Below are 22007 nucleotides of genomic sequence, written 5' to 3'. Positions count from 1 at the left end.
AGGTGGGATTTTTACAGAAGCTTTTTGGGCAAAACAAACAAAAGGAGATGGATCAAATGGAAAACGTAAAATTAGCGATTATTTATTATAGTTCAACAGGTACAAACTATCAGATGGCGAAATGGGCTGAAGCTGGAGCAAAAGAAGCAGGCGCAGAAGTTAAAGTATTAAAGGTTGCTGAATTGGCACCAGAAGCAGTTGTAGCTTCAAATCCAGCATGGAAAGCACATTTAGACGAAACAAAGGATGTGCCAGAGGTTCAATTAAGTGATTTAGAGTGGGCAGATGCCATTATCTTTAGCATGCCGACACGTTTCGGTAACCTGCCAGCTCAAATGAAGCAGTTCTTAGATACGACAGGCGGCTTGTGGTTCCAAGGTAAATTGGCAAACAAAGCAGTCAGTGCGATGACTTCAGCTCAAAATGCAAATGGCGGACAGGAGCAGACGGTTCTCAGCCTTTATACGACAATGTTCCACTGGGGAGCAATTATTGCCGCTCCAGGATACACAGATGATTCCTTATACGGTGCAGGGGGCAACCCTTACGGTGTGAGTGTGACTGTTGACCAAAATGGAAAAATCCAAGAGGATGCAGAAGCAGCTGTGAAACATCAGGCAAAACGTACAGTGAATGTGGCAGAATGGATCAAAAAAGGTCAAAACGCTTAATAGAAGTATACAAAAAGAATGCAGCCTCGCCGCTGCATTCTTTTTTTCATTAATAAGGATCTGATGGTGTGCTGTTGTTGATGGCTTCGTCCACGGCTTGAGCAGCGCCGGTAGAGCCGATAGGTCCGCTTGGCTGCTCTTGTTTAAAGGCTTTTAAACCGTCAGCGACACGCTTTCCGTAATCAGGGTCTGCTTTTGTAAAGTTTTCGATCATTTGGTCTTGAATGTCCTTTTGACATGTCGCAAGGGTGTTGACTAAGTTCTTAATCAGTTCCTCTCGCTCCCAATCATTAAAACGGCGATATGTTTCTCCCGCTTGTCCGAAGTTGTTTGGGCGGTCAATGGCTTCTCGTTTGACTTCACCCTCTACAAAAGGGGTATGATCCTTTCCGTCCTGTTTGGCTTCTTTTAATCCCCTGAGGATCGATGGTTCATAATTCACATGGGGATTTTGCCCTTTGCCTTGATCGACATGGTACTCCATTTGGCCGTCTCTCTGATTGGTGGCGACATGCTTTTTCGGTGCATTGATCGGCAGCTGTAAATAGTTTGGTCCTACACGATATCGCTGCGTGTCAGAGTAGGAGAAGGTACGGCCTTGAAGCAATTTATCATCTGAGAAATCCAAACCATCTACGAGTACACCAGTCCCAAAGGCAACCTGCTCGACTTCTGCGAAATAGTTTTCAGGATTTTTGTTTAATACCATCCGTCCGATTGGTTTCCATGGATAGTCATCCTTGTACCAAAGCTTTGTCGGATCAAGCGGATCAAAGTCGAGGTGAGGGTGGGCATCATCTTCCATGATCTGTGCATATACCTCCCATTCAGGATAATCTCCTTGCTCAATGGCTTCATATAAATCCTGTGTGGCATGGTTAAAATTTTCTCCCTGAATCGCTTGCGCCTGTTCTTGGGTCAGATTGCGAATGCCTTGTTTCGGTTCAAAATGATATTTAACCAGCACCGCTTTTCCTTCATGATTCACCCATTTGTACGCATGGACACCTGAGCCTTGCATATGCCGGTATGTTGCTGGGATGCCCCACGGTGAAAAGAGAAATGTCACCATATGCGTCGCTTCAGGTGATTGTGAGACAAAATCAAAGATACGCTCGCCGTCCTGACGATTGGTGACGGGGTCTGGCTTAAAGGCATGAACCAAATCAGGGAATTTTAAAGCATCTCGGATAAAGAAAATTTTCAGGTTGTTCCCCACGAGATCCCAGTTGCCTTCCTCTGTATAAAATTTAATCGCAAACCCTCTTGGATCGCGTAATGTTTCAGGCGAATGACCGCCGTGAATAACAGAAGAAAAACGAACGAAAACAGGCGTCTTTTTCCCTTTCTCCTGAAACAATTTCGCTCTCGTATAGGTGGAGATCGGTTCATCGCCAAATGTGCCATAGGCTTCAAAATAACCGTGAGCTCCGGCACCGCGTGCATGCACAACACGTTCAGGGATGCGTTCACGATCAAAATGACTGATTTTCTCTAGGAAATCGTAGTTTTCAAGCGTAGTGGGTCCTCTATTCCCAACAGTTCTCATATTTTGATTGTCTGTGACGGGATGACCTTGCCGATTCGTTAAGGTTTCTTCTGACTCTGAAGATGGTTTAGGCTGTTGATCTTCTTTCAATTCAAATCCCTCCTTCAATATCTCCTTAACAATATGGTCATGCTGCTCCCTATTTCATACAAGGATTGATATAATGATTGAAAACTTTCACGAGGAGAGAGCCTGATGATTCGATTACACTGCCTTCACGCCCATCCGTCCAATCAGTCATATATAGAAGATGTTTTTGGTGATACAGATGTTGATTTGCATCACAAAGTCGATTCATCATTTATAGAACGCGCCACTCAAGATCCCTCGTTCGATCAACACAAGCAGCAAACGTATGCTATCAACAGATTAAAGCAAGAAAGTGAAGCTGATCTCATTCTGCTCACGTGTACACAATACATTGCTGCTCTAGGTGATCAGCAGCACCTCTTTAAACAACCGATTGTTCCGATCGATGAACCGTTATTTGAGCTGATTTGTGAGAAAAAAGGGCCTCTTCAGCTTGTGTTTTCCAACCCAAATACAGTGGAGGGAACGATGCAGCGGCTTGAATCATATGCAACAGAGCGGGGTAAACAGGTTGAAGTAGAAATGGTTGTGATGGAGGATGTCTTTCATCTTTGCCTAAACGGTGATATGCAAGCCTATGATGAACAAATCATGGAGCAGCTGAGAAAATGTATGAAGCAAAAAGGCAGAGATATTTGTGTGATGCAGCTTTCGATGGTTCATGCGGCACAGCAGATGGAGCGGGAGACAGGCGTTCCTATCATTCATCCGCTTTCTCCACTAAAACAGTTTGTCCATCAAACACTATCCGTCTGGAAAGAGTGAACCCATCAGGTTCGCTCTTTTTGTATAGGAATGCAAATGCGATGACATGTTAAAAAAATAACCGAGCGCAAACTATTTTTAAAAGGCGCGCGTCTATCCAATGTAAGAAATAACAGATGCGCATTTAAGATAAAGGAGCTCTTTGTAAAATGAAGAAACGAAAAATAGACGATCAATTTGCGGATTACGTCATGGAGCATAAACACAGTTTTTATCGGTTGTCCTATAGTTATGTCAAAAACCCGGAAGATGCTATGGATGTTGTTCAGGAGGCTATTCATAAAGCACTTAAATCTGTTCATCGATTAGAGGATACGAGCAAGATGCATAGCTGGTTTTATAAAATCGTGGTGAACGCTGCCCTAGACTTTTTACGAAAGAAGAAGCGGGTGCAGGTGACAGATGATGATACGCTTGAATTCTTATCACAGGGCGAATCAGATGTATACGAGGATCAAGACGTCAAACGGGCTATAGAAGATTTGCCTGAGATGTATCGAGTCATCATTATTTTGAGGTTCTTTGAAGATCTAAAATTAGAGGACATCGCCCAGATTCTCGATGAAAATGAAAACACCATTAAAACAAGATTATATAAGGCGCTGCGGCTTTTAAAAGTAGAATTATCACAGGAGGAAATATAAATGGATAAGTATTTGGAACATTTAAAAGATGAATATTTAGAAATCCCTATACCACCGGAATATGATGCGATGATTGAACGAACGTTAAAAAGAAAAAACAAAAAACCTCATTTTCAGCAATGGACCATCGGACTTGTTGCAGCGGCTGCTCTTTTTGTCACAACTGTTAATGTTAGTCCACAGGCAGCAAGAGCGATTTCAGAAGTACCTATCATTGGCGAGCTGGTGAAAGTCGTGACGTTTACAGAATTTAAAAAGAGCGATCAAGGAACGAATATTGATCTTAAAACACCACACGTTTCAGGACTTGGGGACGGAACATTACAAGACAGCCTGAATGAAAAATATTTAGCTGAAAACAAAAAGCTGTATCAAGATTTTGAAAAGGAAACAAAGGGTTATAAAAATGGTCATTTGAGTGTAGAGAGCGGATATGAAGTAAAAACAAACAATGACCAAGTTCTTTCACTAGGTCGATACAAGGTGACGACTCAGGCTTCTGCGGCAGAGGAAATGACATATGATACGGTGGATAAGAAAAATCATGTCCTCATTACATTACCAAGTCTGTTTAAAGATAACCGGTATATAGATGTGATTAGTGAAAATATTAAAGAGCAGATGAAGAAACAGATGAAAGAGGATTCAAACAAAATATATTGGATTGGCAAGCAAGATATGGCGGATCCATTTAAGAAAATTAAGCCGGATCAAAATTTCTATATCAATTCAAAAGGCAAACTGGTGATTTCCTTTAATGAATATGATGTGGCACCTGGTTACATGGGCGTAGTTGAATTCACGATTCCAACAAGTGTGTTAAAGGATATTCTCGTGAGTGATACGTACATTCATTAAAAAGAAGACAGACAAAAAAGACTGCTGAATGATTCAGCAGTCTTGTCTTGTTTTATTAAGAAAGTGCGTCTGTTAATGCAGGTACGACTTGTTTCTTTCTTGATACAACACCTTTTAGTAAAGCTGTGTTGTTTTCAAGCGTGACGTTAAATGCTTTTTCTACTTTTGCTGCTTCTGCACCGAGTGCAAGAGCAAGGGAGTCATTTTCTAAAATGTCTGTGATGACTAAAACAAATAGATCAAGACCTTTTGCTGCAATGACTTCATTGATTTTCGCTTCAATGTCAGCCTGTCTTGCTGTCACTTCAGCGATATCTACTGTATTGACTTGCGCAATTTCCACTTTGCTTTTGCCTAGTGCGAATTCTTTTGCATCAAGTGTAATTAATTCTTGAACTGTTTTTTGGCTTAGATCAGCGCCGGCTTTCAGCATGTCTAGGCCATAAACTTCTGGATCTACCCCTGCGATTTTTGCAAGCTCATGCGCAGCATCAATATCTTGCTGTGTGCATGTTGGGGATTTGAATAGTAAGGAATCAGAAATGATCGCAGATAAAAGCAAACCAGCGATTTCCTTTTCAATCGTCACTTGGTTTTCTTTATACATTTTGTTTAAGATCGTTGCTGTACAGCCTACAGGCTCAGCACGATAGTAAAGAGGTTCACTTGTTTCAAAGTTGGCAATACGGTGATGGTCAATGACCTCAGTTACTTGTACTTGATCAATGTCGCTTACACTTTGCTGGAATTCGTTGTGATCAACAAGAATGACTTGCTTTGTTTCATTTGCAGCCGTTTCAATGAAACGAGGTGCTTCTTGTTTAAAGAAATCTAATGCGTATTGTGTTTCTCCATTGATTTCTCCAAGTCTGACGGCTTCTGCCTGAACGCCGATTTTGTTTTTCAGATCAGCATAAGCAATAGCAGAACAAATCGTGTCTGTGTCAGGATTTTTGTGTCCGAATACGAGTGTTTTTCCCATGTGAATTCTCCTTCTTACTTTTATTGATGATGTTTCTATTCTAACAGCTTTTGACCTTGAATTCAGGGTTTATAGCTAAGAATTATCTTAAAAATTGTAACATGCTGTTTGAAAACTTGCATGTACGATTCCATATCGGTGTTCCACGTGAAACGCTCCCAGAATAGCCTGCATTTTACTTGAGATTTGCCGCTATGGTAAAATAAAGGTTGGGGCAAGACATGATGGAGCTGACATCATACGTATACATAGAAGTACACATTGAGCAAGATATAGACAAAAGGATTGGATAGAGGTGAAGGTGTGAAACAAACAAAAGCGTTAGTAGAGGGCGCAATCATGATGAGTATTTTCTCGGTCATGATGCTGTTTTATTTGTATGTGCCGCTATTATCCATTATTTTCTTTCTAGCTGCTCCGATTCCGATCATCCTCTATACAATCAGACACGGCTTGAAAAAAGGAATTGCTGCTGGCGCTATTGGCATAGTGATCAGCTTTTTAATTGGGTCTATGGCTGGACTCATGAGTGCACCTATTCTGATTGCTGTCGGATTAGGCATGGGTGCTTTCTACAGCAGAAGGCAGCCTGGGAATGCCATCATTACAGGTGCGCTGATTTATTTATTCAGTTTTCTCATCTCCTTTGTTGTCAGTGTTCAGCTCTTTCAAATCGATATCATGAATATGGCGAAAGAGTCGATTGAGCAAATGATGCCGATGTTAGAGAGTGTTTTAAAGCAATCCGGGGCTTCTGAAAAGGACATAGCCAAACAGCTCAAACAGTTTAAAGAGATGCAGGATATGGCATTAAGTGCTTTACCTGTAGCGCTTTTAATCGCTGTTACTTTGATGGCTTTTGTGAATCATTGGTTCGTTCGGCCTTTGCTCAAACGGTTTGTTTCAGACATGCCGGTTTTGAAGAAATTTAAGGATATGCGGCTGCCAAAAAGCATGGTATGGTATTATTTACTCACATTGCTTTTGATGCTGATTCAGACGGAAAAAGGCAGCTTTTTATGGCTCGTTCAAACGAGTGCGTTTCAAATTTTATTTATACTGGTGCTTATTCAGGGATTTTCTTTTCTCTTCTATTATTGCCACGAAAAAAACATCTCAAAAGCGGTACCCATTTTCGCTGTCGTGTTAACGGTTTTCTTTCCGCCGATCGGTGTGATTGTGCGAATTATAGGGATTGCTGACATAGGCTTTGATTTAAGAGAAAAAGTAAAAAACAAATAATTCACTCTGAATGTTGAGGAGTTGATATCAGTGCCAAGCTTCTATAGAAAACCTGTCATCAAGTATCCGATCATCGCGTTAATTGTCCTTGCGGTGGTCACAGTCCTCCTCAACCTTTATTTTAATTGGATCATAGGAGCGGTTGGTCTTTTCGTCCTTGCAGGTGTGCTCTACTTCTTAAAGTGGGCAGATACGCAAGTGCAGAAAGAGATTGATTCATATATTTCAACATTATCCTATCGAGTCAAAAAGGTTGGAGAAGAAGCATTAATGGAGATGCCAATTGGTATTATGCTGTTTAATGACCAGTATTATATCGAATGGACGAATCCATTTCTCGCTTCATGCTTTCATGAAAGCACACTTGTCGGCAGATCCTTGTACGATACATTCGAGTCCATTGTGCCTCTTATTAAACAAGAGGTCGAGACCGAAAATGTAACGCTGAATGACCGGAAATTCAAAGTCATTATTAAACGATCAGAGCGCCTTTTATATTTCTTTGATGTCACGGAACAGGTGCAGATTGAACGACAGTACGAAAATGAACGAACGGTTTTATCTTATATCTTTTTAGACAACTACGACGATGTCACGCAGGGCCTTGATGATCAAGTGCGCAGCGCGATTAATAGTGAAGTGACGTCTCTGCTCAACAATTGGGCACAAGAATACGGAATTTTCCTGAAGAGAATTTCGTCTGAACGATTTATGGCGGTCCTAAATGAGAGCATTTTAGCTGAGCTTGAGGCGTCGAAATTCTCCATTTTAGACGAGGTCCGTGAGAAAACAGGGGCACATAGTGCGACGCTTACTTTGAGTATCGGGATTGGTGCGTCCGTTCCTTCTTTGAAAGAGCTTGGAGCACTAGCACAGTCGAGTCTTGACCTTGCCCTCGGACGAGGCGGGGATCAGGTCGCCATTAAACAGCCGAATGGAAAAGTGAAGTTCTACGGTGGAAAAACGAACCCAATGGAGAAACGGACACGCGTACGCGCACGGGTCATTTCTCATGCTTTAAAAGAAATTGTATCTGAAAGCGGTAATGTCATGATCATGGGTCATAAGTTCCCAGACATGGACTCAATCGGTGCATCCATCGGGATTTTAAAGGTCGCCCAGGCCAATGGAAAAGAAGGCTATATTGTCATTGATGCCAACCAGATTGGCGACAGTGTTCAACGCTTAATTAGTGAAATTAAAAATTATGAAGAGCTTTGGTCACGTTTTATCACGCCAGAGGAAGCAATGGAGCTTGCAAAGGATGACACATTGCTTGTCGTCGTGGATACACATAAACCGTCTCTCGTCATGGAGGAACGACTACTGAATAAGATTGAAAACGTCGTGGTCATTGACCATCATAGACGAGGCGAGGAATTTATCCGTGATCCTTTACTTGTTTATATGGAGCCGTATGCTTCATCTACAGCAGAGCTTGTGACAGAACTCTTAGAGTATCAGCCGAAGAAATTGCGGATTAACATGATTGAGGCGACTGCGCTTCTTGCTGGGATCATCGTGGATACGAAGAGTTTCTCTCTGAGAACGGGGTCAAGAACGTTCGATGCAGCATCTTACCTTCGTGCAAAGGGAGCAGATCCTGTCCTTGTGCAAAAGTTTTTAAAAGAAACAGTCGATCATTACATCAAACGGGCAAAACTCATTCAGCATACAGAGCTGTATCAAAATCAGGTAGCCATTGCTTCATTACCGTCTGATAGGTCGGAGTATTATGATCAAATAACGATTGCCCAGACGGCTGATTCCCTGTTGTCAATGAGTGAAGTAGAAGCGTCATTTGCTGTCGCTAGACGAGATGACGATACGGTATGCATTAGTGCCAGATCATTAGGGGATATCAACGTTCAAATTATTATGGAAGCACTAGACGGCGGCGGTCATTTGACTAACGCTGCTACCCAGATTTATGGTATAACCATTGAAGAAGCGGTAGGGAAGTTAAAGGCTGCCATAGACGAATATTTCGAAGGAGGGGTTCAAAGATGAAAGTCATCTTTCTAAAAGACGTAAAAGGCAAAGGGAAAAAAGGCGAAGTCAAGAATGTAGCTGACGGATACGCTCACAACTTTCTCATCAAACAAGGGTTAGCTGTTGAAGCAACTCCAACGAACCTAAGTGCATTGGAAGGACAGAAAAACAAAGAGAAAAAGAATGCCATCCAAGAGCTTGAACAAGCAAAACAATTAAAAGAAACACTTGAGGCGTTAACAGTGGAACTCACTGCAAAATCAGGTGAAGGCGGCCGTTTGTTTGGCTCCATTACAAGCAAACAAATCGCTGATAAATTGCAAAAAGATCATCAAATTAAACTCGATAAGCGCAAAATCGAGCTGAATGATGCCATCCGTGCATTAGGTTACACAAATGTACCGGTAAAGCTTCATCCAGAGGTACAAGCAACGTTAAAGGTACATGTGACAGAGCAGGCATAAGCAGAAAAGAACCCGTCTCACGAGGAGGCGGGTTCTTTTTTATGAAGGATCTGAAATATAGACGCTGCGTCCGGCACGCATACCGGATAGAAACATGAAAAATAGGATGATGATAAAGATGATAATGGCTGGTGTCCATGTATGTGTGAAATCAAAAAGGATACCGATCATGAATGGACCAACAGCGGCTAATAAATAACCGAGTGACTGCGCCATTCCAGAGAGGGCAGCTGCTTGTTCCATATGTCTTGTCCGCAATCCAATGAAGGTGAGCGCTAGACTGATACTAGCACCTTGTCCAATGCCGATCAATAGGACAGAGATGACAAGAATAGGTGTCGATCCTCCGAGAAGAAGTCCAATCATGCCTAGTAAATACACAAGGACAAGGCCGGCGACAAGCGGTCTTTGCGTTTTTAATTTTTCTGCAAGAACGGGCGTTAAGAAGGTGGATGGCAGACCAGCGAACTGCATAATGGACAGCATCCATCCAGCTGTCGCCAGATTCATTCCATGTGATGTTAAAATATCAGGAAACCAAGCGATGCTGCTATAGAAAAGGAATGATTGCAAGCCCATAAAAAAGGTCACTTGCCATGCGACACGTGAGCGCCATATTGGCTGCTCTGTAAGAGAAATGGTTTTGACGGCCGCTGTATTCTGATGAAGAAGCTGCGGCGCCCAAACCATCATGGCGAGAAGGGCAAGTCCAGCCCATACAAGGAATGATGTATTCCAGCCGCCAGGCATCGTATGACTGAGCGGAACACTGATACCTGATGCAAGTGCAGCGAAGACGGACATTGAAGTCGTGTATACACTTGTCATCAAACCTGCATGTGCAGGAAATTTATGCTTCACAAGCCCCGGTAAGAGCACATTACAAATCGCAATTCCGACGCCGACTAGCGCCGTTCCAATCATTAAGAAGGTGATGGTGCCAAACGAGCGAATCACAATCCCAAAGAGAAGGACAGCAAGTCCAAGCCAGAGGGTTCGTTCATTGCCAAGGCGTTTTCCGATTTTAGGTGCAATTGGAGAAAGCAATGCGAATGAAAGCAGTGGTAATGTCGTAAGAAAACCTGCCAGTCCATTTGAAAGCTGTAAATCGGAACGAATCGCGCCGATAACAGGGCCAACGGACGTAATGGCAGGCCGCAGATTAAATGCAATGAGCAAAATCCCAGCAATCAGCAGGATGGTTTGTCCTGTACTGCGAGGATGTAATGTTGATTTTTCTAGTTGTTGTTCCATGAATGTAAACTCCTTTATTTCTTTAAGAAGAACGATCTTTCTTCTGTTCAAGCTCCGCTAATTTAGCTAATAAGATATGCTGCGGCATATGCATAATTTGTTCTAATGGTACATTGAGTGATGCAGCAAGCTTTTGTGCGGTATCGGCTGAGATTTGTAAAGGTCTCATGCGCAAATCCCTCCTCTTTCAATCTATACGTTCCAATATATCATATCGGCTTTGTGTCATGCTGATAAAAAATTAGCATTCTCTTTTATAAAACCACTTTAGGGCCGATAAGAAATTTTTTTGAAATTGTTTCAGATGATGGCCTTCTCCTTGTTCAATGTGATAGTGCAGCTGCGATTCCTGCATCCCTTTCTGTAATAAAAGATCATGCAGTTGTTTGGTGAATAACGGCATGTGCTGTTGAACCGATGTTTTGCCTTTCCCTTCTTCACTACCTACAGACAAATAGAGAAGGTGATCCACACACTGAATGCTTTGTTGTTTAGCAAACGGTAGAAAATCTTCATACCAAAATGACCCGGAGATCGATCCGATATTTTTAAAAAGATCAGGGTGCATGAATAAAGTATAAATAGCAAATAGCCCGCCTAATGAAGCACCTACGTGGCTATGCTCATGACAGGTCTCTTGAACTGGATATTCACTTTTGATATATGGGAGCAAGTCATTCGCTAAAAATGACACATACGTCTGTGCCTCGCCTTTAAAGTCAGGGAACCCAGATCGCAGTGATGACGCCTTCCATGGGGTATATTCGTCAAGACGATTGAAGGGATGTATGCCGACAATGATGATTGGCGAGATGGTTTTGGTTTCGATCATTCTTTCGATCTCTAGCAGGTGTGTTCTAAACAAAGAAGAGCCATCTTGTACAAAGACAGCTGGAACATGAATAGAGGTGTCCGGTGGTAGGTAAATATCAAGCTGACGCCCGTTAAACTCGTCATATAGAAACGTTCCGTTCATGTGTCATCTCTCCTCCAAGTTTTCAAGCTCCGCTGAAAAGAAGACAAAGGGCTAAAAATAAAGATCATTTTAGCCCTTTGTCATTCGTCACATCTTTTTTAGTTGTTTTGATCTAACCATTTCACAGCCTTATCAAGGAAGGTTGTCTTGCTTAGTGCTGTTCCTCCTTGAAGCATAGGGTCAACGGCATTTTCATTGATGTGCCCATTTTTCACAGCTTTTAGGCTTGTCCAAATTTTATTTTTCTCTAAGTCCTTCAATGCGTTCGGATTCGATGAGTTTTCCTCTTTAGAGAACTGAACAAAAATATAGTCAGGATTGAGTTCTCCTAGGCGCTCCAATGAAATCAATGCCTGTGCTTTGGCTTTTTTGATATCACTTGGTGCTGTAAATCCTAAGTCGCCATATAAAGTAGAGTTGAAGTATACGTCTTCAGGGTACACGTACAGGTCGCCCTGTCTAATGCGTAAAATGACAGCTGTTTTGTTGCTGCTTTTGTCTTTCAAAGTTTCTTTTGCTTGTTTAAGATCTTTCTGATAATCAGAGATGATGGTTTTGGCTTCTTCACTTTTTCCAGTCAGTTCACCGAGTAATAAAAGATTGCTTTCCCAGTCGGAAGAGACATGTGATACTGGGATCGTCGTTTGGACTTTATCTAGTTTTTTAATTGTTGCAGGCGGGAACTTGGTTGATCCAAGTATCACATCTGGTTTTAGTTTTAGGATTTTTTCTAGGTTCGGTTCTGTTTTTTCCCCGATGCCTTCAGTTTTTGCTGTGATGTCTTTAAATAATTCAGGGAAAGTGCCGCCTACAGTAGAAGCACCAATAGGCTCGATACCAAGTAATTTTGCATCTTCCATTGATTCTAGGCTTCCAGCAATGACGATTCGTTTCACTGGTGTTTTGAGTTTGTACGTTTGTTCTAAGTATTTGATGTTTGTTTCAGCTGCTTCAGCTGACTTGCCTTTGGTTGTGTTTGAAGCAGGTTTATTTTCTGAAGCACCACAGGCAGCTGCGATGATCGTCATGATACAAAGGATAAGCAATGCGAACCATTTTTTCATTTGTTTTCTCCTTTAACTGATAATTGTTCTCAATTAAAGATTGTAGTAGTCTTTCGTCCTTTTATCCATAGACAATGATCTGTCAAATGATGGACTTTTTACGGAAAAAAAGATAAAAGGTCCTGAATGACTCGTTGATGACTGGCTGCTGTGTATTCACGCCAAGGGTCAGACGTAAGTGGATAGACTGCTTGCTGCGTCACAGCTTTGAGATTTTGCCAAGCCTCTTGCTGCTTTAATTTTTGATAAAAAGCAATGGTTTTTGGCTCCTTATGCAGGAAAAGGAAGATGGTGTCTGGATCTAGCTGTTGTATAGAGCGAATGCTGATTTCTTTTTCTATTAGCTGGCCGTCATTCTGAAAAGCTGGCTGAAGACCAATGTCTTGAAAAATCACTTCTGACATGGTGCGATTCACAGACAAATAGAGCTGATCTTGAAAGATACGAAGAGGCAGGACGGTTTTTGGTGGATGATCAAAAAGGCATGCCTTTTTCGCTTGAATGACGAGTTCCTCGTAATGAATCAGCCATTCTTCTGCTTCCTTTGCTTCGTTTAAGAACATAGCTGTCTGTCTGAATTGAGTGCGCCAATCTAATTGTGTGAATGGAACAAAGTGAACAGGACAGATGGTTTTTAACACTTGTTTTTCTTCCTCTGTCACATGATCATTGGCAATGATCAGCTCAGGTTTTGTTTCCTTTAATAGCTGTAAATTGGCTTCAGCGTGCTCGTTGATCCGATGTGCACTCAGGTGAATCGGAATTTCTTCTGCATAATGTTCAAAATCATGTGCTGTCCATTTAGGGTGAAGAGGGGCAGCATATGGGATGATATGAATGGGTGTGAGCTGGCCGAGTATGGAATGGCCATAGGCTGCAATTTTCCGCTGCCGGCTTTTCATATAAGTAGAAGGGGTCATGCCCGTTTTTTTCTTAAAGATGCGGCTGAAGTAATACGGATCTTGATAGCCGATTTCAAGTGCAATGTCTTTGAGCTTTGCGCTGCCTTTTGCCATTAATTGTTTCGCTCTAGCCATCCTTTTCTTGGTGATATAGTCAGTCACACTCACATCAAAATGCTTTTTAAATAGCTCACTGTAATGATTAGAGCTGATGCCAGCCATATGAGATAGACTTGTCAGGCTGAGGGGTTCTTCGGAATGTTGATCGATATATTGTTTTGTTTTGAAAAGGGCATGTGCCGTGTCACAAATATCTTCTTTATGCAGTGTGAAAAGCTGCATAATGAGCTGCTGAAAAAGAGTTTGGCTTCTAAAAAAGCTAATGGATTCAGGTCTTTGCCATTCCTCTGTCATATCGGACAGTAAAGAATGAATTTGTTCAATCGAACTAATATCGATAAATTGCCATTTATTCAGTAAAGAACGGGCATGTTCCGTTGATACTTCTCCTATGTTTTGATCTTGCAGCGTGTAGAGCTGAAAGCGAAACAGATAGAGCTCGTGTTTTTGATAAGGCTCTGTTTTCAACATAAATGTTTCCCCAGGCATGATCGTATAGAGTGTCAGATGTTTCAATCGCCATTTTTGATCGTTCAATGTGAGTAAACCGCTGCCGCTTATGCTGAAGAGGAGGCAGAATGTATCTGATAGCTGCTGCTCTGTATGTGGAAGCTCTGCATTATTTATTTTTTCAGTATATGTTAATCGATAGATGAATTGTTCGGCATTTGCCAATGTACGTAATTGATTGTTGTTTCCCATAAAACCACCTGATCTCTTATTGATTGATAAACATTCTCAATTAAATTGTAGCAGAAAGAGCTGAAAGATGGTGATGTTTATCTGTCAAAAAAGCACCCTGAGTGAGATCAGGGTGCGCAGCGTGTAGACAAACCCTCGCATTCGTTGTCAGGTCTGCGCGTCGGTACTCACGAATGTCAAATTCGCTCCGTTCCGGTGCTCGCCCTTCCTAGACTGCAAAGGTTTTCTATCACGCTGAAAAGAAGACAAAGGGCTAAAATCAAGATCATTTTAGCCCTTTGTCAAAAATCACCGCACCCTGAGTGAGATCAGGGTGCGATGATTTATTCCGTTTTTCCATGTGCTAGTGCAGGTTCTTTTGTTAAGCTTAATGGCCGCAAGTCCTGCCAGTGTGTCTGGATATAATCGATGCAGGCATTTCTAGTGTCTTCACCAAAGACTTTTTCCCATCCATCTGGTACTGGTGCAAATGATGGCCAAAGTGAATGCTGTCCTTGTTCATTGACAAGCACAAGAAATACACCGTCTTCACGATCAAAGGGATTTGTCATTTGTCATCTCTCCTTTATTCTTAGTGCTTTTGTTTGACCCGATGCAGTGCGTTGTCTAAGATGACACCAATTTCTGCTAGGGGTTTAGGCTGGCACATGTCTTTGTGCCGGCAATGAATGTCGTGCTGTTCGATTGTTCCGTTGATATAAGGTGCCCATGCTTCGGGATCAATTGGTGTAAACCAATCTGGGATAATGGTAGATCTAAAGAATAATATGTCTCCCTGATAAGTTTTTGGCTGATATTCTCCGAGCAATCGAACTGAATTCACATAGGTTTCTTTTAGATTTCTAATGGCATCTTCACTTAAGCTTGCTAGTGCACTGCCATCTTTTTTCAAAATGTCGACGGCACTTTTCATCGTGAGCGGTTCACCTGTTAAGGTATCTGGATCATAACCGCCGAGCGCAAGAAGAGCGATTAGTGCTTCTTCTTCATCAGGTGCTTCTTTAATCGGTAAGAAATGGTTCGGATAGGCATCCAGCATCGCAACGAGTGCAATTTCTTCACCTTGCTGCTGGAGCTGTGTAGCCATTGCTTGTACAACGTTTCCACCTAATGACCAGCCAAGAAGATGATAAGGGCCTTTTGGCTGAATTGTTTGGATGTGCTTGATGTAATCCGCAGCCATATCATCTAGTGTGTGCGGGTAGTCATCTTTTCTTGCGATTCCTCGTGCCTGTAATCCATAAATAGGGATGTCTTTCTCTAATGTATTCAAGAGACCGGCATAGCACCAGCTAAGACCACCTGCTGGGTGAACACAGAAGAGAGGATACCTTTCTCCATTTGTTCGCAGCGGCAGCAAGATGTCTAGTGCGTTTTCATCGCTTCCTGTTTCTAGTTTCTCTGCCAAACTTGCCACATTTGGTGCTTCAAACAATGTTCCGATACTTAGTTTGACACCAAGTGCATCACGAATGCGGCTGATTAAACGAACCGCAAGCAGTGAATGTCCGCCAATGTCAAAAAAGCGATCGTCTATGCTGATTTTAGGCAAATCAAGCACCTCTTCAAAGAGATGACATAGGATTTCCTCTTTCGGATTTCTTGGGCCGCGTCCATCCGCTTGCTGTAAATGCAATTGAGGGGCCGGCAGTGATTTTTGATCAAGCTTCCCGTTTGCTGTAAGCGGCATGGCGTCAATCTGTACATATGCTGCGGGCACCATGTAATCAGGAAGACTGGCTGCTGCAAAATGACGAAGGGCTTCAGTATCGAAATGGTCTTCTTCCGTTGTGACGATATATGCAACTAAGCGCTTGTCGCCAGGCTGATCCTCTCGCATTATGACGGCCACTTGTGTAACTGCATCATGGCGTGCCAGAACGGCTTCGATTTCTCCAAGTTCAATACGGAATCCGCGTATTTTTATTTGATGATCAGCTCTGCCAATGTAATCAAGAGCCCCTTCTTCTGTCCAGCGCGCAAGGTCGCCGGTACGATACATCCTTGTGCCAGGTGCTCCATATGGATCGGCAGGGAATCGATCTGATGTCAGGTCAGGTCTGCCTAGATAACCTCTTGCAAGGCCAGCTCCAGCTACATACATTTCACCTGTTGTCCCAGGGGGAACAGGCTGCAGGTATTCATCAAGTACGTAAACGTGTAAATCAGGAATCGGTTCGCCGATTAAACTGCTGGAGTTCTTTGTGATCATATCTCGATTGAGTTCATTGTACGTAACGTGTACGGTTGTTTCTGTAATGCCGTACATGTTAATTAGCTTTGGCTTACAGTCTGAGTGACGGCTGTACCAATCTTCTAATCTGCTAAGCTCTAATGCTTCACCGCCAAAGATGACATAGCGGAGTGATAATGCTTGGCCTAGTGTTTGTTGTTCCTTGTCTATCTGCATGAGCTGATAGAAGGCAGAAGGTGTTTGATTAAGCACAGTCACACCTTCCTCGACTAGAAGCTGCAGCATCTCTTCAGGAGAGCGAGAGATGGTATGAGGTACAATGACAAGCCTGCCGCCATATAAAAGTGGTCCCCATATTTCCCATACTGAAAAATCAAAGGCATATGAATGGAACATTGTCCAAACATCCTCTTCATCAAAATGGAACCAATGTTCAGTAGATGTCAGAAGACGGATGACATTTTGATGTGGGATGACCACTCCTTTTGGTTTCCCTGTAGAACCGGATGTATAAATAATATAGGCCGGATGCAGAGAAGATAGCGGTTCAATTCTGTCTATATCAGTCGGATTATGATTTGGCATAGTCAGCAATTGATCGCTCGTTTCTTTTTCGTCTAACAAAATCAAATCGCAATCAGCAGGGAGATGCACTGCATCTGTTTTTGTTGTGATGCTGCAAACTGGTTTGGCATCTTGTATCATGTATGCCAGCCTGTCTGCTGGATAGTCAGGATCAAGCGGAACATAGGCTGCGCCTGCTTTATGAACGGCTAATAAGCTGACGAGCATGTCGATTGATCTAGGCAGGGCAAGTGCAACGAACTGTTCTGGTCCAACGCCTCTTTGTATTAATAAATGAGCAAGACGATTGGCTTTGTAGTTTAACTCACCATAGGTAAGCTGCTTATTGCCATACGTTACAGCCACTCGATCAGGATATTGCTGTGCCGTTTTTTCAAATAAGGCTGGGAGACTATGTGCTTGATCTAACTGAGCGAATGTCCTTTTATCAGGGAGAAATGTTTGCCGCTCTTTATCTGATAAAATGTTCACTTGGCCAATCGGCACGTGTGGGCGCTCAGTCACTTCAGTTAAAAAGCGCTTCATTCTGTCAGCGATTGCTCGAATGGTGCTTTCTTTAAACACATCTGTACTGAATTCAAACAAACCTGTTAATCCTGCTGCTGATCCAGTTTCAGTTCTTTGTTCTGTCAATTCGATGGTCAGATCAAATTTAGCTGACCCTACTGGTTTCACGTAAAGGTCTGAGTCAAGCTGTGTCAGCTTCATTTCTGCCTTCGGTGTATTTTGGAAGGCAAGCATGACTTGGAACAATGGATTTCGTGATCTGGATCGGGTTGGATTTAGGATTTCGACTAGCCGTTCAAATGGCAGATCCTGATGCTCATAGGCTGCTAAGTCAACGTCTCGCACTCGCTTCAATAGCTCACTAAAGGTTGGATTACCATCTGTATTTGTACGTAATACTAATGTGTTCACAAACAAGCCCACAATGTCGTCAAGTGCATCGTCATTCCGTCCAGCAATCGGACTGCCGATTGGGATATCTGTCCCCGCTCCAAGGCGTGTCATTAATGCTGCAAGTGATGCTTGAAGCACCATGAACAAACTCACTTGATGCTGCTTGGCAAGCTCAAGGAGATTCTGATGTAAAGCGGGTTCAATCGTAAAGTCTATCGTCGCACCGTTGAAGCTTCCTTCCTGTGGACGCGGGAAGTCATAGGGAAGTTCAAGTTCTTCAGGCAAGTCATGTAAGGCACCTTTCCAATAGCTGAGCTGCTTGGCAAATAGACTATCCGTCTCTTCTTCACTACCCAACAGCTTCTGCTGCCAAATAGCATAGTCAGCATATTGAACAGGTTCTGCTGGCAAGGAGATGGATTTTCCTTGTATACGGGCTTCGTAAGCAGCAGCTAAGTCTCGCGTCAATGGTGCAAGTGACCAGCCATCACCAGCGATATGATGCAGCAATAGAAGCAGGACGGATCGGTTTGCATCAAGCGTGAATAACTCTGCTCGCAGTGCAGGTTCTTCTTCAATTTTAAAGCTATAGCGAATGGCTTCGTTTAACTGACTCTCAATTTGTTGATCGGTTGAAGCTGTGACATGGAGTTCAGGCTGAACACTTTTCGGATGTAAAATGATCTGTCTTGGCATGCCGTTCTTATCTGGAAAAATGGTTCTAAGGGTTTCATGTTTTTCAGTGATATCTGCCAGAGCACCAATTAGAGCTGTTTGATCTAGTGTACCTGTCAGTTGAATGACAAGTGGAATATTGTAAGTTGGACTTGGCCCTTCAAGGCAATGAAGGAACCAGAGCCGTTTTTGGGCAAAGGATAATGGAATTTCATCTGGCTTGTCTTCAACCTGAAGCGGCGGCCGAATGTCCTTCGCTTTGTCAATATGCTGCGCAAGATCAGCAACCCGAGGCGATTCAAAAATGGTACTCATGCTTAGGTCTGCGCCAAGTGTATCGCGTATACGTCTAAGCAGGCGAGCGGCGAGTAAGGAATGTCCTCCTAAGTCAAAGAAACTATCATCTATGCCAATTTGAGATAGGCCAAGGGTTTCTGCAAATAAACTACATAACATGTCTTCTTGTGGTGTTCTAGGTGTCCGCTCAGAACTAACTAAAGACATATTTGGTATTGGTAATGCTTTGCGATCGATTTTGCCGTTTGGCGTAAGTGGAAGTTCTGGCAAAACGACAACAGCAGAAGGTACCATGTAATCAGGAAGTAATGAAGCCACAAACTGTCTGAGCTCTGAAGGGTGTAGAGAAGAGCCATCTGTCAGCACAACATATGCACAAAGCAGCTGCTGCCCAGGTTGATCTTCACGAACGATAACAGATGTATGCTTAATGGCTTGGTGCTGCATCATCACGGTTTCGATTTCACCTAGTTCAATACGGAAGCCGCGGATTTTAATTTGATGATCGGCACGGCTGATATAATCAATCGAACCATCTTCACGCCATCTGGCTAAATCACCAGTACGATACATTCTCGTGCCGCTTGTGCCGAATGGATCAGCGACAAAACGTTCAGCCGTTAAATCATATCGTCCAAGATATCCTCTAGATACTCCTTCACCAGCAATATAAAGTTCACCGATTGACCCTGCTGGGACTGGGTTTAGTCCTTCATCTAAAATATAAACGCTCGTATTCCAAATGGGTTTACCAATTGCGGGCCCGCTATTCTCTTGATGTGCTGTGACATTTTCCATCGTAGACCAGATCGTCGTTTCTGTAGGTCCGTACAAATTAGTAATGTCGCATTGAAGAGATTGCAAGGTATGCAAAAGGGAGGCAGGGAGTGCTTCTCCTCCAACAAGAACTCGCATACCTGTAATCACGTCAGGATATTCATCTGCCAACGCATGCCACAACGTTGGTGTTGCCTGCATGATTGTGACATGATAAGAACGAATCATATCTGAAAGTTTTGCTGGATCTTGTATGGTTTCTTTTTTTGCCAATAAAATAGCAGCTCCATGTAAAAGCGGGAGGAACATTTCGAGCCCGGAAATATCAAAGGCAATGGTCGTTACCGCTAAAAGCTGGTCTTCTTGATCTAATAAAAATGAATCTTGCATGGACAATATAAAGTTGATCACATTTCGTTTTGTTACAACAACACCCTTTGGTTTGCCTGTCGATCCTGATGTGTAGAGGATGTAAGCCGGGTGATGTGGAGAGCCCTCGCTCCATGTCGGATTGAGATTTGGACTGCCTGCTATCTCCTGATGAACAGTTGAATCATCCAGTTGAACGATGTGCGGATGGTCCAAACCGTCTGCTGTCTCTTTGACTGTGAGCAAGCACGCCGGTTTGGCATCTTCTAGCATATAGGCGACTCGATCGTTAGGGTAATCAGGGTCTAATGGTAGATATGCAGCTCCCGTTTTGACGACGGCTAATAGACTTACGACCATATCGATGGATCGAGGCAGAGCAATGGCGACAAATTGTTCTGGTCCAATGCCATGTTTTTTCAAATAATGAGCTAATTGATTTGCCCGCTGATTTAGCTCTTCGTAAGTCAAAGTGATTCCTTCAAACTGTAGTGCTTTTGCTTGTGGCGTTTTGCTCACCTGTTTTTCAAACAGTTCCCGTAAAGATTCCTTTGGTAATTCTCGTTTTGTATCATTCCAGTGCTTGAGAATGGTCTCTTTCTCTTCAGACAAAAGAAGGTTGAATTGACTGATCGTCTGATCTTGCTCTAGTCCGGTTATTTCCTCCAGCAATTGAAGAAAACGCTGCTGATGAGCGTCAACTGCTTGCTCTTTGTAAACGGCAGGATTTGCATCAAAGTCGATTTGAAATCCGTTCCCATCCGCGCGGTCGTATATGTTGATCGATATATCATCCACGGGTCCTGCTGAGAGGTTATGTGCTTGACCAATGCTCTGATCGAACATGAGATCATAATCAAATGGCATGATATTGATCTGCGGGCCGAATAATCGCTGATTTCTTCCGATAAGTTTAAAGTCTCTCCGCATATCCTCGTGGCGATATCTTTGATGAGGGCGAATGGCTTTTAGTTCATCAGATACTTGGCGAACAAGTGCTGAGAGCGTCATTTCTGGTTTGCATGTTAAACGAAGCGGTACCAGGTTCATGACCATTCCGGGTGTTTGTAAGGCGCACGATCCAAGGCGCATCATCACAGGTAATCCTAAAACAATATCATGTGCACCAGTCATACGATGCATATATAAAGCGGATGCAGCAAGGATCATTTCATGCCACGTACCACCGAAGGCTGGAGCATTTTTTTTCATTTTGCTTACCTTTGCGGCATCGTAGCCAGCCGTTTTTCGGATAAAATGATCCGACGTTCTTGGTGCAAGCTCAGCAAGGCTGACAATTTCCGGTTGATCAGCAAAGCGATTTTTCCAAAACGCTTGATCATCTTCATATCGATTGGACTGTTGATAGGTAAGCTCCTCTTGGACTACGTCATGTAAGGATCCAAATGTTTGAGGGGGCATAGGTGTCCCTTTCGATAGGGCTGTATAGACCTCAGCAACACGACGCGCAATGAGCGAAAAGGCGAATCCATCAATGGCAATGTGATGAATGCGCTGATACCAGATAAATCGATCGTCAGCAAGTTGAAAAAGTACTTCACGGAATAATACATCTTTCTCTAAAGAGACTGGCGTTGAAAGATCTGCCTTCATCCATGCTTTAGCCGCATCAAGCGGCTGTTTTTCATTTTGTAAATTGATTAATTGGAATGGAATCTCTTTCTTAGAAGAGAACCATTGCTTTGGACCGTCAGTATCCTCAACGAATCGCATATACAAAGAATCTGCTTCTAAGACAGTTTTTCTAATGGCTGCTTCAAAGTGTATGGGGTCAATAGGACCTTTAATATCTATATACTCAGCTGTATTGAAAATAGGATTAGATGGATCAAGCTGCTGCGCATACCAAATGCCTGATTGGGCACCGGTTAGTGGAAATGAATCGACTGACTGGATCGACAAGGGTCTATACCT

16 protein-coding genes are annotated in these 22007 nt (G+C 42.9%); 7 read left to right on the top strand and 9 right to left on the bottom strand.

The features are described from left to right. Positions 1 to 56: 56 nt before the first annotated feature. Positions 57 to 671, top strand: a complete 615-nt coding sequence (wrbA, locus tag AC20OE_RS04640; protein ID WP_034283654.1) for an NAD(P)H:quinone oxidoreductase — start codon at positions 57 to 59, stop codon at positions 669 to 671. A 49-nt stretch (positions 672 to 720) separates the two neighbouring features. Here the strand turns inward: wrbA and katX are convergent, their stop codons facing one another. Continuing rightward, positions 721 to 2331, bottom strand: coding sequence for a catalase KatX (gene katX, locus AC20OE_RS04635; protein WP_371412198.1), 1611 nt, complete (start codon positions 2329 to 2331; stop codon positions 721 to 723). Positions 2332 to 2415: 84 nt separating this feature from the next. On the opposite strand from katX, the gene AC20OE_RS04630 reads away from it, so the two are divergent. The 3 genes from AC20OE_RS04630 to rsiV all read left to right on the top strand — a co-directional run bounded on the left by AC20OE_RS04630 (position 2416) and on the right by rsiV (position 4577). After that, positions 2416 to 3075, top strand: coding sequence for an aspartate/glutamate racemase family protein (locus tag AC20OE_RS04630; RefSeq protein ID WP_487268531.1), 660 nt, complete (start codon positions 2416 to 2418; stop codon positions 3073 to 3075). A gap of 149 nt (positions 3076 to 3224) precedes the next feature. Continuing rightward, a complete protein-coding gene (sigV, locus tag AC20OE_RS04625) occupies positions 3225 to 3719 on the top strand; it encodes an RNA polymerase sigma factor SigV (protein WP_039182900.1) in 495 nt (164 codons plus the stop codon). Further along, positions 3720 to 4577, top strand: a complete 858-nt coding sequence (gene rsiV, locus AC20OE_RS04620; RefSeq protein ID WP_106025366.1) for an anti-sigma-V factor RsiV — start codon at positions 3720 to 3722, stop codon at positions 4575 to 4577. It abuts the gene before it with no gap. A gap of 55 nt (positions 4578 to 4632) precedes the next feature. On the opposite strand, the gene AC20OE_RS04615 is transcribed toward rsiV, so the two are convergent. Further along, positions 4633 to 5559 carry a manganese-dependent inorganic pyrophosphatase gene (locus AC20OE_RS04615; RefSeq protein ID WP_024424048.1) on the bottom strand — a complete coding sequence of 309 codons (927 nt, stop codon included), beginning with the start codon at positions 5557 to 5559 and terminating at the stop codon, positions 4633 to 4635. 303 nt (positions 5560 to 5862) lie between these two features. On the opposite strand from AC20OE_RS04615, the gene AC20OE_RS04610 reads away from it, so the two are divergent. From AC20OE_RS04610 to rplI, 3 genes are read left to right on the top strand one after another with little or no spacing between them, the layout of a single operon-like run. Continuing rightward, on the top strand, positions 5863 to 6801 hold the full coding sequence (locus AC20OE_RS04610) for a YybS family protein (RefSeq protein WP_142352190.1): 939 nt from the start codon (positions 5863 to 5865) through the stop codon (positions 6799 to 6801). Between the two features lie 30 nt (positions 6802 to 6831). Next, positions 6832 to 8811: a DHH family phosphoesterase gene (locus AC20OE_RS04605; protein WP_039182890.1), complete on the top strand. Its 1980-nt coding sequence runs from the start codon at positions 6832 to 6834 to the stop codon at positions 8809 to 8811. Then, positions 8808 to 9257, top strand: a complete 450-nt coding sequence (gene rplI, locus AC20OE_RS04600) for a 50S ribosomal protein L9 (RefSeq protein ID WP_008359128.1) — start codon at positions 8808 to 8810, stop codon at positions 9255 to 9257. The genes AC20OE_RS04605 and rplI overlap by 4 nt, the downstream gene beginning before the upstream one ends. Before the next feature lie 39 nt (positions 9258 to 9296). Here rplI and AC20OE_RS04595 read toward each other — a convergent pair whose 3' ends face one another. The 7 genes from AC20OE_RS04595 to AC20OE_RS04565 all read right to left on the bottom strand — a co-directional run bounded on the left by AC20OE_RS04595 (position 9297) and on the right by AC20OE_RS04565 (position 21995). Next, the gene (locus AC20OE_RS04595) at positions 9297 to 10511 is read right to left on the bottom strand and encodes a CynX/NimT family MFS transporter (RefSeq protein WP_059376704.1); all 1215 of its coding nucleotides are present in this window, start codon (positions 10509 to 10511) and stop codon (positions 9297 to 9299) included. 22 nt (positions 10512 to 10533) lie between these two features. Next, positions 10534 to 10680 (bottom strand): YycC family protein, encoded by a 147-nt coding sequence (locus AC20OE_RS04590; RefSeq protein WP_064498621.1) that lies wholly within the window; start codon positions 10678 to 10680, stop codon positions 10534 to 10536. Positions 10681 to 10752: 72 nt separating this feature from the next. Continuing rightward, positions 10753 to 11487, bottom strand: coding sequence for an alpha/beta hydrolase (locus AC20OE_RS04585; protein ID WP_059376705.1), 735 nt, complete (start codon positions 11485 to 11487; stop codon positions 10753 to 10755). A 98-nt stretch (positions 11488 to 11585) separates the two neighbouring features. Next, positions 11586 to 12551 (bottom strand): iron-hydroxamate ABC transporter substrate-binding protein, encoded by a 966-nt coding sequence (locus AC20OE_RS04580; RefSeq protein WP_099663879.1) that lies wholly within the window; start codon positions 12549 to 12551, stop codon positions 11586 to 11588. Positions 12552 to 12649: 98 nt separating this feature from the next. After that, positions 12650 to 14275, bottom strand: a complete 1626-nt coding sequence (locus AC20OE_RS04575; RefSeq protein ID WP_059376707.1) for an AraC family transcriptional regulator — start codon at positions 14273 to 14275, stop codon at positions 12650 to 12652. 323 nt (positions 14276 to 14598) lie between these two features. Then, positions 14599 to 14826, bottom strand: a complete 228-nt coding sequence (locus tag AC20OE_RS04570; RefSeq protein WP_025093680.1) for an MbtH family protein — start codon at positions 14824 to 14826, stop codon at positions 14599 to 14601. 20 nt (positions 14827 to 14846) lie between these two features. Beyond that, positions 14847 to 21995: an amino acid adenylation domain-containing protein gene (locus AC20OE_RS04565; RefSeq protein ID WP_487268524.1), complete on the bottom strand. Its 7149-nt coding sequence runs from the start codon at positions 21993 to 21995 to the stop codon at positions 14847 to 14849. Between the last annotated feature and the right edge of the window lie 12 nt (positions 21996 to 22007).

The sequence above is a fragment of the Bacillus sp. SRI_025 genome (assembly GCF_057592095.1).
Note: the sequence above shows the minus strand (reverse complement) of the source record. Positions and strands in the feature narration are given on the sequence as shown.

What these genes read in the sequence shown, in the direction of transcription:
- AC20OE_RS04575 (WP_059376707.1), bottom strand. Translation starts at nt 14,275, where the DNA reads ATGGGAAACAACAATCAATTACGTACATTGGCAAATGCCGAACAATTC.
- rplI (WP_008359128.1), top strand. Translation starts at nt 8,808, where the DNA reads ATGAAAGTCATCTTTCTAAAAGACGTAAAAGGCAAAGGGAAAAAAGGC.
- sigV (WP_039182900.1), top strand. Translation starts at nt 3,225, where the DNA reads ATGAAGAAACGAAAAATAGACGATCAATTTGCGGATTACGTCATGGAG.
- AC20OE_RS04570 (WP_025093680.1), bottom strand. Translation starts at nt 14,826, where the DNA reads ATGACAAATCCCTTTGATCGTGAAGACGGTGTATTTCTTGTGCTTGTC.
- AC20OE_RS04580 (WP_099663879.1), bottom strand. Translation starts at nt 12,551, where the DNA reads ATGAAAAAATGGTTCGCATTGCTTATCCTTTGTATCATGACGATCATC.
- rsiV (WP_106025366.1), top strand. Translation starts at nt 3,720, where the DNA reads ATGGATAAGTATTTGGAACATTTAAAAGATGAATATTTAGAAATCCCT.
- wrbA (WP_034283654.1), top strand. Translation starts at nt 57, where the DNA reads ATGGAAAACGTAAAATTAGCGATTATTTATTATAGTTCAACAGGTACA.
- AC20OE_RS04630 (WP_487268531.1), top strand. Translation starts at nt 2,416, where the DNA reads ATGATTCGATTACACTGCCTTCACGCCCATCCGTCCAATCAGTCATAT.
- AC20OE_RS04595 (WP_059376704.1), bottom strand. Translation starts at nt 10,511, where the DNA reads ATGGAACAACAACTAGAAAAATCAACATTACATCCTCGCAGTACAGGA.
- AC20OE_RS04585 (WP_059376705.1), bottom strand. Translation starts at nt 11,487, where the DNA reads ATGAACGGAACGTTTCTATATGACGAGTTTAACGGGCGTCAGCTTGAT.
- AC20OE_RS04590 (WP_064498621.1), bottom strand. Translation starts at nt 10,680, where the DNA reads ATGAGACCTTTACAAATCTCAGCCGATACCGCACAAAAGCTTGCTGCA.
- AC20OE_RS04615 (WP_024424048.1), bottom strand. Translation starts at nt 5,559, where the DNA reads ATGGGAAAAACACTCGTATTCGGACACAAAAATCCTGACACAGACACG.